General features: G+C 52.1%; 7 protein-coding genes. 2 read left to right on the top strand and 5 right to left on the bottom strand.

Annotation, left to right across the window (positions count from 1 at the left end; all coding sequences use genetic code 11):
- Positions 1 to 3: 3 nt before the first annotated feature.
- Together JW499_RS18915 and JW499_RS18910 are read left to right on the top strand one after the other, a co-directional pair.
- Positions 4 to 507 (top strand): hypothetical protein, encoded by a 504-nt coding sequence (locus tag JW499_RS18915; protein ID WP_205212052.1) that lies wholly within the window; start codon positions 4 to 6, stop codon positions 505 to 507.
- Between the two features lie 1,439 nt (positions 508 to 1,946).
- Positions 1,947 to 3,305 carry an O-antigen ligase family protein gene (locus JW499_RS18910; RefSeq protein WP_205212051.1) on the top strand — a complete coding sequence of 453 codons (1,359 nt, stop codon included), beginning with the start codon at positions 1,947 to 1,949 and terminating at the stop codon, positions 3,303 to 3,305.
- Positions 3,306 to 3,656: 351 nt separating this feature from the next.
- On the opposite strand, the gene JW499_RS18905 is transcribed toward JW499_RS18910, so the two are convergent.
- From JW499_RS18905 to aceE, 5 genes are all read right to left on the bottom strand, one after another.
- Positions 3,657 to 5,024, bottom strand: coding sequence for an MBL fold metallo-hydrolase RNA specificity domain-containing protein (locus tag JW499_RS18905; RefSeq protein WP_205212050.1), 1,368 nt, complete (start codon positions 5,022 to 5,024; stop codon positions 3,657 to 3,659).
- Between the two features lie 709 nt (positions 5,025 to 5,733).
- A complete protein-coding gene (locus JW499_RS18900; protein ID WP_205212049.1) occupies positions 5,734 to 6,741 on the bottom strand; it encodes an NAD-dependent epimerase in 1,008 nt (335 codons plus the stop codon).
- 149 nt (positions 6,742 to 6,890) lie between these two features.
- Positions 6,891 to 8,231 (bottom strand): UDP-glucose dehydrogenase family protein, encoded by a 1,341-nt coding sequence (locus JW499_RS18895; protein ID WP_205212048.1) that lies wholly within the window; start codon positions 8,229 to 8,231, stop codon positions 6,891 to 6,893.
- 1,280 nt (positions 8,232 to 9,511) lie between these two features.
- Positions 9,512 to 11,473, bottom strand: a complete 1,962-nt coding sequence (aceF, locus tag JW499_RS18890) for a dihydrolipoyllysine-residue acetyltransferase (protein ID WP_205212047.1) — start codon at positions 11,471 to 11,473, stop codon at positions 9,512 to 9,514.
- 34 nt (positions 11,474 to 11,507) lie between these two features.
- Complete coding sequence (gene aceE, locus JW499_RS18885) at positions 11,508 to 14,165, bottom strand: pyruvate dehydrogenase (acetyl-transferring), homodimeric type (RefSeq protein ID WP_332874039.1); 2,658 nt, start codon at positions 14,163 to 14,165, stop codon at positions 11,508 to 11,510.
- Between the last annotated feature and the right edge of the window lie 337 nt (positions 14,166 to 14,502).

The following is a 14,502-nucleotide window of genomic DNA, read 5'->3' as shown; positions in this document are numbered from 1 at the left end:
ACTATGCGCCGTTTAATTATTGGTGTTGTAGCAGGGATGTTGTTGCCGTTGTACCCTGCCTTCGCTGACGCTAATGACACCATCATTAGTCAAATCCAGGAGGCTACTCAGGACGCTTCCACACCTGAGCAAATTTCTGCGGCTATCGAGAATATGCTGGCTAACGCTGAGTCTCCAGAACAGCAACAGGCTATTCTGACCGCTGCAATGAGCGTGTATTCAGCGGATGCGGATGCACTGGCTGCCATCGGTTCAGCTGCTAATAATGCGGGTATCTCAGCTGATGTTGTCACTCAGTCTGCACTGGCTGCCAATGTGAGCCCCACCGACGTACTGGCGGCAACCGCTGCGGGTAACGGCAACGGACAGGGCCGTGGTAATGGTAACGGTCAGGGTAATGGCCAGGGCCTGGGTATTGCACCCGGACAAACCGGCAACCCGGTTACACCTCCGCCATTCGGTAATAATGGTGGCGGCGCTGGCGGCGGCACTGGCAGCCCCAGCTGATCACCGGCGATATCACACCCTAAAAAAAGCGCTTTTCAGCGCTTTTTTTTGTTCATAGCCCAAAAACAGACTCACCACAGAGAGCACGGGGGGAAAGATAGCTATAACAAAAGCCCTTCTCGTGACCTTGGCATGCCCTTTGGGTTCTGTGGTAAATCCACCCAAAAAGATTACTCACCACAGAGAACACAGAGAGCACCGAGGATAAGATAGCTGTAACAAAAGCGCTTCTCTGTCGACTTCCGCTCCCTTAGCATGCCATTTGGGTACTGTGGTACAGCCAAAAAGATTACTCACCACAGAGAACACCGAGAGCACCGAGGAAAAGATATCTCTAACAAAAGCTCTTCTCTGTGTCCTCTGTGGTAAAACCGCTCTTACACAAAAGCTCTTCTCTGCGGATCTCTGTTCCCTTAGCATGCCCTTTGGGTGCTGTAGTGACGCCCTCCTCTTTAGAATCTTATCGCCCCTGGAAGGGGCTCCTACAACACATCCTCCTCCGTAGGAGCCCCATCCTGGGGCGATAAAAACATTGCTGCTGGTACCCGGCTGCTAAGCGCAACGGGTAGGTTCATTTAAAAAGCTCTTCTCTGTGGATCTCCTTGTCCTCTGTGGTAAAACCGCTCTTACCCCAAAGCCACCTCCGTGCCCTTAGCATGCCATTTGGGTAGCGTGGTACAGCCAAAAAGATCACTCACCACCGAGAACACAGAGAGCACCGAGGAAAAGATATCTCTAACAAAAGCTCTTCTCTGTGTTCCTCTGTGTCCTCTGTGGTAAAACCGCTCTTACACATAAGCTCTTCTCTGCGGATCACTGTGCCCTTTGGGTACTAAAAAGATTTCTCACCACCGAGAACACAGAGTACACCGAGGAAAGATAGCTATAACAAAAGCCCTTCTCGTGACCTTGGCATGCCCTTTGGGTACTGTGGTACAGCCAAAAAGATCACTCACCACCGAGAACACAGAGAACACTGAGGATAAGATAGCTATGACAAAAGCTCTTCTCTGTGTTCCTCTGTGTCCTCTGTGGTAAAACGCTCTTACTAAAAGCTCTTCTTTAGAATCTTATCGCCCCTGGAAGGGGCTCCTACAACACATCCTCCTCCGTAGGAGCCCCATCCTGGGGCGATAAAAACATTGCTGCTGGTACCCGGCTGCTAAGCGCAACGGGTAGGTTCATTTAAAAAGCTCTTCTCTGTGGATCTCTGCGCCCTTAGCATGCGCTTTGGGTACTGTGGGGTAAAACTGCTCTTAAAACCAATAGTTCACTGGAAACACACCATCGCTTCTTATTTATGTCCCTAATTAACGCGCGAAGCATCTTTTTCTATCTGTTTTTTCTGTTTCTATAGCCTGAGACTGTATTTGCGGTAGAATCTCCTGCTTACAGATCAGCTAGTACACTCAGGATTATCGGCTGCAAGGACTCAGGCGTTGAACAGCTCTACCGCTTCACACAGATCTTCCGTTTCTGACACACAAGACACCTCGCTGTTTTATAGTCTACTGGCCCTGTTGGTTTGGATTCCCCTGCCTCTGGGCAGCAATAAACCCTGGGCTGTCAGCCTGCTCTGCTTTGCTGTATTTACTCTCGCGATTGTCTGGCTGCTGTTATTTATCCGCCAGCGCATCAACCTGACACCCACTTTTCTCAAAAGCCTGCCGGTTGCCGCGCTGCTACTATGTGCCCCTTTATGGGCCATGCTGCAGGTGCTGTTTAATATCACCATTGATGCCGCAACCACCCTGCAGGATGCCCTGCTGGGTTGTGCCTTAGTGGGCCTGTTCTGCCTCACCACCTTACTGGTGCGCAGCAAGCGACGCATCAGGTTGCTCTGCTATGCACTGGTCGGCAGTGGTCTGTTTCAGGCCGTTTATGGCAGCATGATGACTCTGACAGGCGTTGAATATCTGTTCTTTGTGGAAAAAGAACATTACCGGGGCCTGGCCACCGGCACCTTTGTCAACCGCAACCACCTGGCGGGCTATCTTGAACTGACGCTGTCGGTAGGCATAGGGCTGATGATTTCGACGCTGGATGGCGTGCGCTCGGCAAACTGGCGGGACTTCTTTCGCCGGACACTGACCACACTGCTGGGTAATAAAGCCCGGCTGCGGATTATTCTGGTGATGATGGTGGCCGGACTGGTGATGACCCACTCCCGCATGGGCAACAGCGCGTTCTTTTCCAGTCTGGCGATTGCCGGTGTTCTGGCGCTGATACTCAGCCGTAGGTCAACCAAAGCGACTATTATTCTGATCAGCAGCCTGATTATTATCGATATCTTTGTGGTCGGCACATTTTTTGGAGTAGATAAAGTTGTCGAGCGTTTAGAGAACACCTCTGAAAATTCGGAAACCCGTGACGAAGTAAACACTTACACTCTGCAAGCGATACAGGACAACCTGTTCACCGGCAGTGGTGCAGGAACCTATTACACCAACTTCCCAGCCTATCGGGAGTATGATGTCGGCAGCATCTTTTATGACCATGCCCATAACGACTATTTTGAGTTTGCCAGTGATTACGGTGTAATTGTCACCGGTTGTTTACTGCTGGCTGTTCTACTGGTGTTTATCTCTGCTATCAGAGCGCAGATAAAACGCCGTAATCCCCTGATGCGGGGCCTAGCTTTCAGCGCCACCATGGCGATTATCGCCCTGGCGATTCATTCAACAGTCGACTTTAATCTGCAGATACCAGCCAATGCCACCACGTTTGTGGTGATTTTAGCCTTAGGGCAGATCTCACTTCATCTTAAGAGCCGGGGGCATAAAAGCCGAGCTCGGTAGTCCGAGCGCTTTGCTTATCCGCGGTCAGGAAGAGCATGGATTCTTGCCTGTAGGAGCTGTTTCTAACAGCGATGGTTTATCGCCCCTGGTAGCCTGAGGCCTCGCGGCGATTATGTTTAATTTGTGCCTGCTGACGATCGCCCCTGGAAGAGGCTCCTACAACACATCACACTCCGTAGGAGCCCCATCCTGGGGCGATAAAAACATTGCTGCTGGTACCCGGCGTGCTAAGCGCACCGGGTAAATTTATTAAACAGCTCTTCTCTGTGGTCCTCTGTGTTCTCGGTGGTAACGATCGCCCCGGGACGGGGCTCCTACAACACATTCTCCTCCGCGATGAAACCATCGCTATTAAGGAATAATGATTTCGGTTTCTGGCGTGATCTTTTTTAACTCCGCTTTCAACACCCGCTTCGCTTCTTTATCCCCATGGACGATACGGATCTCTTTAGGCTTGTAACGCATTCTTTTAACAAAACTGATCAGATCTTTTTGATCGGCATGGGCTGAATAACCACTGATGGTATACACCCCTGCCCGGATATCGATCTTTTCGTTATCAAGATAGACATAGCCACCAGCTGGCCCATATTTCTGAATATCATGCCCGGGTGTACCTTTGGCCTGATAGCCGACAAACAGCACCTCCGTCCGCGGGTCAGGCAGAAGCGCTTTAAGATAGTTAACAATCCGTCCACCCGCACACATACCGCTGGCAGCGATGACAATGGCTGGTCGACCACTGCTTTTGAGGTAGTTCACCAGTTTCAGGTGCTGGCTATGTGAATCTATTGTGATCAGTTGTTCAAAGGCCAGCGGATGGCGCCCATGCTGCTTGCGTGTTTTTGCCTCAGCATCCCAGAGTGTGCTCAATTCTCGATAATGCTGAGTGAATTTAGCGGCCAGGGGCGAATCGACGATCACATCGATGTTTTCCCAGGCGGTGCCTTTCTGCCGGTGGATAATATCTTCCAGCTCGTAGAGCAACTCCTGCGTTCTGCCGATGCTGAATGCCGGAATCAGCACCGTGCCCGCATCTTGCAGACAATGGGCGATAATATTCTCAAGCTGTTTGCGCCGGTTACGCCGGTTTTCATGGAGTTTGTCGCCATAGGTGCTTTCTATAATCAGCCGGTCGGCACGCCAGGGCGCTTGCGGAGCGGGAAGTAACGGGGCATAGGGAGCGCCAAGGTCTCCTGAGAACAGGATAATCTCTTTTGTATTATCGACGCTGCACTCAAACTCGATATAGGCTGACCCCAGAATGTGACCGGCGGGCTTAAAGCGAAATCTCAGCCCCTCTACCGATTCAACCGGATGCCACTGTTTATACTCTACCGGCTGGACCTGCTGTGACAGCAGATTGAGAAATTGGCGGATTAAGGTTGCATTGCGTGTAACACCGATCTTCAGCGCATCTTCCAGCACTAACGGTAATAACCGGGCCGTCGCTTTGGATGCGTAGACAGGCCCGTTAAAACCTGCTGCCATCAGCGAAGGGATTCGCCCGACATGATCGATATGGCAGTGGGTGATAAACAGTGCTTTAACGTTGCTTACAGGGAAGTCGAGCTTGAGATTATCCGATTCAGTACCTGAAGCCTCTTCGCCCTGGAACATGCCGCAATCGATCAGCACGCTGCTTTGCTTGTCTAAAACCAGTTCGTGGCAAGAGCCAGTGACGCCTGAGGTTGCGCCGTGGTGTTTTATCGTAATCATATGAACATCCTTGTTCTTTGTGGCATACCTTGTCATCAAAAAGTCGCCACCATAAAGGTTACCAAAATCTGATTCCCCCTGTAGGAACCTTATTTCGCTTCGCTTGCCCTGGAGTCTGAGAGCACACCCTGTGGGAGGCGCGCTGGTATGCCCTTTGGGTACCTCGCGGCGATTATTTTTAAATTGTGCCACCTGATAGATTTATCGCGACGAGGGCGTCCCTCCCACAAGCCCCTGCCACCATAAAGGTTACCAAAATCTGATTTCCCCTGTAGGAACCTTATTTCGCTTCTCTTGCCCTGGAGTCTGAGAGCCCCCCCCCCTGTGGGAGGCGCGCCCTCGCGGCGATTATTTTTAATTATCGCCCTTAAATACCCAAAGGGCGTGCTAAGAGCACTTGGTAAATTTATTAAACAGCTCTTCTCTGTGGTCCTCTGTGTTCTCGGTGGTAAAACGCTCTTCTTTAAAATCTTATCGCCCCGGGACGGGGCTCCTACAATACATCCTCCTCCGTAGGAGCCCCTTCCAGGGGCGATAAAACCTCGCGATGGATCCCCAAAGGGCGTGCTAAGAGCACTGGGTAAATTTATTAAACAGCTCTTCTCTGTGGACCTCTGTGTCCTCTGTGGTAAAACCGCTCTTCTTTAAAATCTTATCGCCCCGGGTACTCAGAGGGCATGCCAACGGGGCTCCTACAGATGAAAATACCTTAAGCCTTGTAAAACCCTTTATACCATTCCACAAACTTTTGCATACCGTCTTCGATGGTGGTGCTGGGCTTAAATCCCACGGCGTCTTGTAAACTGTCGATATCAGCATAGGTCGCGGGAACGTCACCGGGCTGCATCGGCAGGTACTCTTTTTTCGCGGTTTTGCCCGCGGCTGATTCGATCGCTTCGATAAAGCGACTGAGTTCGATCGGTTCATTGTTGCCGATATTGAATACCCGGTAGGGGGCACTGCTGCTGTCGGGGCTGGTTCTTGGATTGTTTTCATCCGCCTGAGGGATAACATCCTGAATACGGATTACCCCTTCAACTATATCATCCACATAGGTGAAGTCGCGCAGCATTTTACCGTGGTTGAACACTTTGATGGGACGGTCTTCGAGGATCGCGCTGGTGAACAGGAACGGCGCCATATCCGGACGTCCCCAGGGACCGTAAACAGTAAAGAAACGCAGGCCGGTGGTGGGGATACCGTAGAGATGCGAATAACTGTGCGCCATCAGTTCATTGGACTTTTTCGTGACGGCATACAATGACACAGGATGATCAACACCGTCGGCGGTGGAGAACGGCATTTTGGTATTCATGCCATACACCGAGGAGGATGAAGCATACACCAGATGCTTTACGTTGTTCTGACGGCAGCCTTCCAGAATGGTCATCATGCCGGTCAGGTTGGAATCAACATAAGCAAATGGATTTTCCAGTGAATAACGCACCCCGGCCTGAGCCGCCAGATGGATAACCCGGTCGAAGCCACTCTCTGCAAACAGTGCAGCCATCCCTTCGCGGTCAGCCAGATCCAGTTTTACAAAGCTGAATTCTGGGTACTGCTCCAGCCGCTGCAGACGGGCTTCCTTCAATGCGGGGTCGTAGTAATCGTTCAGGTTGTCCAGCCCGATCACTTTATGCCCTGCCTGACAGAGGCGCTCTGATACAAAGTTGCCGATAAAGCCGGCAGCGCCGGTGACGAGATAGGTTAGCTTCATATTGATGTTAGCCCGGAAGGATAAGAATTTAAGATGGGCTAATTATCGCCGCTGGAAGCGGCTCCTACAAGTCAGGATTTTTCGCGACGGGGGCGTCGCTCCCACACAGGCAAATGAAACTCTGCAGGAGATACGCCCTCGTGCCGATTTTAGTCTTGTTTAATGGACAAACCCCGGCCTATCGCATAGTAGCTGAAGCCCCGGTCTGCTAAACGTATCGGATCATAGAGGTTACGGCCATCGAAGATAACCGGTTCCGCCAGTTGCGCTTTGATCAGATCAAAATCCGGTGCCCGGAAGCTTTGCCATTCGGTACAGATCACCAGCATATCTGCGCCATTCAGGGCGGCTTCTTTGGTGCCCATCAGGTTCAGATCGGCGCGGGAACCGAAGATACGCTGGGTTTCTTCCATCGCTTCCGGGTCATAGGCCTGCACTTTCGCACCCGCTTCCCAGAGCAGTTGCATCAGCACCCGGCTGGACGCTTCGCGCATATCATCGGTTTTCGGTTTGAACGAGAGACCCCAGAGCGCAACCGTTTTGCCGGCAATATCTCCGTTAAAGTGACGGTTTATCAGTTCAAACAGTTTGGTTTTCTGTTTGGCATTTACCGCTTCAACTGCTTTCAGAATTTTAGAATCGTAACCGATCTGTTCAGAGGTTTTCACCAGTGCCTGAACATCTTTCGGGAAGCAGGAACCACCATAACCACAACCGGGATAGATAAAGTGGTAACCGATCCGTTCATCAGAGCCGATACCGTTGCGGACATTTTCGATATCTGCGCCTACCATCTCCGCAATATTGGCCATCTCATTCATAAAGCTGATTTTGGTGGCCAGCATGCAGTTGGCTGCATATTTAGTCAGCTCTGCACTGCGCACATCCATAAAGATGATGCGGTCGTGGTTGCGGTTAAAGGGCGCATAAAGCTCAGTCATCACATCTTTAACATGATCGCTGTCGGTCCCGATAACAATCCGGTCCGGACGCATGCAGTCACTGACTGCCGCCCCCTCTTTGAGGAACTCAGGGTTGGAGACCACATGATATTCCAGCTCAGCACCACGGGCAGCCAGGGTTTCGGCGATGGTTGCTTTGACCTTATCACCGGTCCCCACGGGCACGGTGGACTTATCGATCACAATGCGCGGCCCGGGCATATAGGTGGCGATGGTTTTTGCCACGGCCTGAACATATTGAAGATCGGCAGAACCATCCTCATCCGGGGGTGTACCCACGGCGATAAACTGAAGCTCACCAAACTCAACGGCTTCTTTAGCATCGGTGGTAAACAGCAGACGACCAGCTTCGTAGTTTGACTGCACCAGAGGTGTCAGGCCGGGTTCATAGATCGGGATAATGCCATTTTTAAGGTTTTCAACCTTCTGCGCATCCACATCAACACAGCAAACCTCATGACCGACCTCAGCCAGGACCGCCGCCTGAACCAAACCTACATAACCTATACCAAAAACCGTAACTTTCATGTGCTGAGTATCCTTTTGCAGCAATTTATCTGGCCAAAATTATACCAGCCTTAATGCTGCATTTGCGAAATTTATCCCGACCAAACCGAGCGGTATATTATGGCGGAGATATTACCATAGGATGACCTGAGAGCCGAAGCCTGAAGAGCCGAAGTCCGTGGTCCGAGCGCTTCGCTTGTCCGAAGTCAGGAAGAGCATGGATTCTTGCCTGTAGGAGCCCCTTTAGCATGCTCTCTGGGTACCAGGGGCGATAAAATCTATCGCGGCGGGACGCCGCTCCTACAACACATTCCCACCCCGTAGGAGCCCCGTCCCGGGGCGATAAAACCTAGCACCGGTACCCAATGGGCGTGCTAAGCGCACCGAGTAAATTTATTTAGAAAGCTCTTCTCTGTGGACCTCTGTGTCCTCGGTGGTGATGATCGCCCCTGGTACCCAGAGGGCTCCTACAGAAGGAGCCACCCTGAGGCCTCGCGGCGATTATTTTTAGCTTGTGCCTGCTGATGGATTTATCGCCGCGGGGGCGCGCCTCCCACAAATCTTTCCCTCAAATCTCTGCCACCAGCCCCTGTTACAAAGGTACCAAAATCTGATTTCCCCTTGTAGGAGCCCTTTTAGCATGCCCTCCTACAGATGAGGATGGCGATATCCAATTTACCTTGTGGGAGGCGCGCTGGTATGCCCTTTGGGTACCTCGCGGCAATTATGTTTAATTTGTGCCTGCTGACGATCGCCCCTGGAAGGGGCTCCTACAACACATCACACTCCGTAGGAGCCCCATCCTGGGGCGATAAAAACATTGCTGCTGGTACCCGGCATGCTAAGCGCACCGGGCAGGTCATTTAAACGCTCTTCTCTGTGTTCTCGGTGGTAACAATCGTCCTGGTAGCAAGAGGGCTCCTACAACACATCACACTCCGTAGGAGCCCCATCCTGGGGCGATAAAAACATTGCTGCTGGTACCCGGCATGCTAAGCGCTCCAGGTAGATTTATTTAAAAAGTCCTTCTCTGTGGACCTCTGTGTCCTCGGTGGTGATGATCGCCCCGGGTACCAGGGGCGATATCGCAATCGCGGATCAAAAAAAAGCCCCTGCTCAATAATGAGTAGAGGCTTGAGTCATGGGTACAAGAATAACCATGGAAACTATAAAAGATAAGGTTGATACGACAGCCTGCACACTGCCGTATCTGGCCCGGTGTTTTACCACCGAACCTCCGGTAACCTGCCGCCCGAAGGCATTGGGTCACCGGAATTCAGGTAATCACGGACAAATCCGGATTACATCACCATGCGACGGACATCGCTCAGCAGCTGGTTGAGGTAGGTCAGGAAGCGACCCGCATCACTGCCATTAATCGCGCGGTGATCATAAGACAGGCACAGTGGCAGCATCTTACGGGGTTCAAACTCCTTACCGTTCCAGCGCGGTTCGATATCCGCTTTAGAAACACCCAGAATTGCCACTTCAGGGGCATTAACGATTGGCGTAAAGCCAGTACCGCCGATACCGCCCAGGCTTGAGATGGTGAAGCACGCGCCCTGCATCTCGGTTGGCTTGAGCTTACGATCTTTGGCCTTACCCGCCAGCTCAACCGCTTCCAGTGACAGCTCGTAGATACTCTTCTTGTCAGCATCCTTGATGACAGGCACCATCAGGCCATTCGGGGTATCAACCGCCATACCGATGTTGACATACTTCTTGTAAACAATGTGTTCACCATCGGCATGCAGTGAAGCGTTAAACTTCGGATGCGCTTTCAGGGCAATCGCAATCGCTTTCAGCATGAATGGCAGCGGCGTCAGCTTCACTCCGTTACGGGCAGCTTCGTCTTTCATCTCGGCACGGAACGCTTCCAGATCAGTGATATCCGCTTTATCAAACTGAGTCACATGGGGGATGTTCAGCCAGCAGCGGGACATGTTGGCCGCCGTCAGCTTGTGGATCTTGGACATCTTCTCCATCTCGATCTCACCGAACTGGCTGAAATCGACTTCAGGAATCGCAGGAATACCCGAACCGCCGGTCACCGCTGCAGCAGCCGGTTTCTCGGCCAGCTGTTTCAGGGCACCTTTAACGTAGGCCTGAACATCCTCTTTGAGGATACGCCCACGAGGACCAGTACCGGATACCAGAGCAAGATCAACACCGAACTCACGAGCCGTAGCACGTACTGCCGGTCCAGCATGAACGTTTTTGTTTTTCTTCTCCAGGGCTTCACGATCAACACTGCCACTCGCCGCTGGCGCAGGAGCTGCCGCTTTCGCCGGAGCAGGTACAGCCGGTGCAGATGCTGCCGCAGGTGCTGGAGCCGCAGCGGCGGCCGGTGCAGGCGCTGCCCCACCAGCCACTTCCAGTTGCATCAGCAACTGACCTTCGTTGACCTGATCACCCTCTTTGATCTTCATGGATTTAACCACACCACCTTTCGGGGCAGGCACTTCCATCGACGCTTTGTCGGTTTCCAGCACGATCAGGGAATCACCTTCGGCAACGGTGTCGCCATCCTTAACCAGCACTTCAACCACATCAACGTCGGTGGCTCCGCTCAGGTCTGGAATCAGCACATCTTCAACGCCACCCGCCGTTGGGGCTGGCGCAGGCGTTTCAGCCGCAGCAGGTTCGGCAGCCGGAGCCGGCGCGGCAGCAGCAGCAGGGGCTGCGCCCTCAATCTGCAGATCACACAGGTGGTCACCTTCGTTGGTGGTATCACCCTCTTTAATCTTCATAGAAACAACCACACCGGCTTTCGGTGCAGGCACTTCCATCGAGGCTTTATCGGTTTCCAGCACGATCAGGGAGTCACCTTCCGCAACGGTGTCGCCATCCTTCACCAGGACCTCAACCACATCAACGTCGGAGGCACCACTCAGATCGGGCACCAGAACTTTCTCAACCGCGCTGGCCGCTGGCGCTGCTGCAGGAGCCGCGGCAGGTGCTTCTGCCGCCGGTGCAGGCTCAGCCGCAGGCGCTTCAGCAACCGGAGCAACCTCTTCAACTACCAGGCCGGTGTCCAGCACCACAATCGCCTGGCCTTCGTTACAGGTGCCGTCTGCTTCAACCAGAATCTCTTTCACTGTACCCGCGTGGGTAGATGGCACCTCCATCGATGCCTTGTCGGTTTCCAGAACGATCAGGGAATCGCCCTCAACCACTGTGTCACCAACCGCTACACAGATCTCAACAATATCTACGTCTGTGTAACCACCAATATCAGGAACCGTAATGTTTACAGTACTCACGTCATTATCCTCTCTTAAAAGTTCAGCTTCGGGTTTACACAGTCCAGGGGGCTGGTTTTTCCGGGTTTATGCCAAACTTCTGCATCGCTTTGGCTACAACAGTACGCTCAACTTTGCCCTCTTCAGCCAGCGCAGTCAGCGCAGCAACAGTGACGTAGTAACGGTTCACTTCGAAAAACTCACGCAGCTTGGCGCGGGTATCGGAGCGACCAAAACCATCGGTACCCAGTACTTTATAGGTGCGAGGGATATATTCACGCAGCTGATCAGCGTATATACGCATGTAGTCAGTGGAGGCGATAACCGGACCTTCGTGGCCATTCAGACACTCGGCCAGGTATGAGGTACGTGCTTCCTCTTCAGGGTGCAGCATATTCCAGCGAGCAACACTCTGAGCATCACGACGCAGTTCGTTAATCGAGGTGGTGCTCCAGATATCGGATTCGACACCGAACTCATCCCGCAGGATATCGGCCGCCGCAATCACTTCACGCAGAATCGTACCGCAACCCATCAGCTGTACTTTCTTGTCGGAATCTTTACCTTCCTGCAGAACATACATCCCTTTCACGATACCTTCCTCAGCACCTACCGGCATGGCAGGGTGAGCGTAGTTCTCGTTCATGGTGGTGATGTAGTAGAACTTGTTCTCTTTGTCCTGGAACATCCGTTTGAGGCCGTCCTGTACGATCACGGTCAGCTCGTAGCCGAAAGTCGGATCGTAAGAGACACAGTTCGGAATCATCTGCGCCATCAGGTGAGAGTGACCATCCTGATGCTGCAAACCCTCACCATTCAGCGTGGTACGACCCGAGGTCGCACCGATCAGGAAGCCACGGGCCTGCATATCACCCGCAGCCCAGGCAAGGTCCATGATCCGCTGGAAGCCGAACATAGAGTAGTAGATGTAGAACGGCACCATGGTGCAGTTGTTGTTGCTGTAAGAGGTTGCACAGGCCATCCATGCAGACATCGCACCGGCTTCGTTAATACCCTCTTCGAGAATCTGACCGGTCTTGGACTCTTTGTAGAACATGATCTGGTCAGAATCGTGTGGTACATAGCGCTGCCCCGCTGAGGTATAGATACCCAACTGCCGGAACATACCTTCCATACCAAAGGTACGGGCTTCATCCGGCACGATCGGCACAACCCGCTCGCCCATATTCTTATCTTTCACCAGCGTGCTCATCACACGGTTGAGCACCATCTGGGTCGACATTTCGCGTTTACCGCTGTCTTTCAGCTGTGCGGCAAAGGTCTCCAGCGGTGGAATTTCCAGGGCATCGAAGTCACTGCGACGGGTGGGGTAAACACCGCCCAGTTTGTTACGACGCTCCATCATGTACTTCATCTCTGCAGAATCAGGTGATGGACGGTAGTATGGAACTTCTTTCAGTTGCTCATCGGTCAGCGGAATATTGTGGTGGTCACGGAAGTCTTTCAGATCATCCATCGCCACTTTCTTCATCGAGTGGGTGTCGTTCTTCGCCTGACCCGATTTACCGGTACCGTAACCTTTAACGGTTTGCGCCAGAATGACCGTAGGCTGCCCCTTATGGTTCATCGCCGCATGGTAAGCTGCGTAGACCTTATAGGGATCGTGACCGCCGCGGTTGAGGTTCATGATGTCATCGTCTGACAGATCCTTAACCATCTCCAGCAATTCAGGGTATTTACCGAAGAAGTGCTCACGGGTGTAGGCACCACCGTTTGCCTTGTAGTTCTGCAGCTCACCGTCACAGACCTCATCCATGCGCTTCTGCAGCAGACCTTTTTCATCATTTTCAAACAGTGGATCCCAGTGACGGCCCCACAGACATTTGATAACGTTCCAGCCCGCCCCGCGGAAAACACCTTCCAGTTCCTGAACGATTTTACCGTTACCACGAACCGGACCATCCAGACGCTGCAGGTTACAGTTCACCACAAACACCAGGTTTTCCAGTTGCTCACGACCGGCAAGGGAGATAGCACCCAGCGATTCCGGCTCATCACACTCACCGTCACCCAGGAATGCCCATACTTTACGTTCACCACGATTGATCAGAGAGCGGGCAGACAGGTAGCGCATAACGTGCGCCTGATAGATCGCCTGGATCGGGCCAAGACCCATTGATACCGTTGGGAACTGCCAGAAATCAGGCATCAGCCATGGATGGGGATAAGAGGACAAACCCACACCATCCACTTCACGACGGAAGTTATCCATCTGTTCTTCGGTCAGACGGCCTTCCAGATAGGCCCGGGAATAGATCCCAGGCGAGATATGCCCCTGGAAGAACACCAGATCGCCTTCGCGATCGCCTTCAGAACCGTGGAAGAAATAGTTAAAACCGATATCGTAAAGTGTTGCAGAGGAGGAGAAGCTGGAGATATGACCGCCCAGACCGTCGGCGTTATCATTGGCGCGCATCACCATCGCCATCGCGTTCCAGCGGATAAAGGAACGTATACGACGCTCCATAAACAGATCGCCCGGCATGCGGACTTCATCTTTTGATGCAATAGTATTGCGGTATGGGGTGGTCAGTGTCGAACTTCCACTAACGCCCATCTCAGAAGCTTTTTCACCCAGCTTTTTCAGCAGGTAGTGAGCACGCTCTTCGCCTTCATTCCTGGCTACCGATTCAAGCGCGTCAATCCATTCACTGGTTTCAATAGGATCAATATCGTCGATAAATTCTTGCACTTTGCCTTTCTCCACTATTCTTGTCTTGTCTTGCACTCAAAACCAGGTATCCCAATCATCCCGGCGTAGGGTAAACTCTGTTAAGAATAGAAGTTATCAGTAAAAAAGCAGGAAAAAAAACAGCGGTTTCAACTGAAGCCGATGATTTTATAGATTTTTATCACTTCGCCCTGCTCACCAACACTTCTACGAATGCCTTAACGAGTTCAACAACAGGCTTCATGCTGCACCGCAGCAGGCCTGTTTTTTTTTGTTATCGTTTTTATTTTGTAGTAATACTACAAAAAAACAGAATTAATGTCTATATGAATGGCATGAATAGCCATTAATGTAGTTT

Origin of the sequence: Amphritea pacifica (assembly GCF_016924145.1) — a bacterium.
In the GTDB taxonomy this organism is placed as follows: Bacteria; Pseudomonadota; Gammaproteobacteria; order Pseudomonadales; family Balneatricaceae; genus Amphritea; species Amphritea pacifica.
This window is presented reverse-complemented; position numbering and strand designations above follow the sequence as displayed.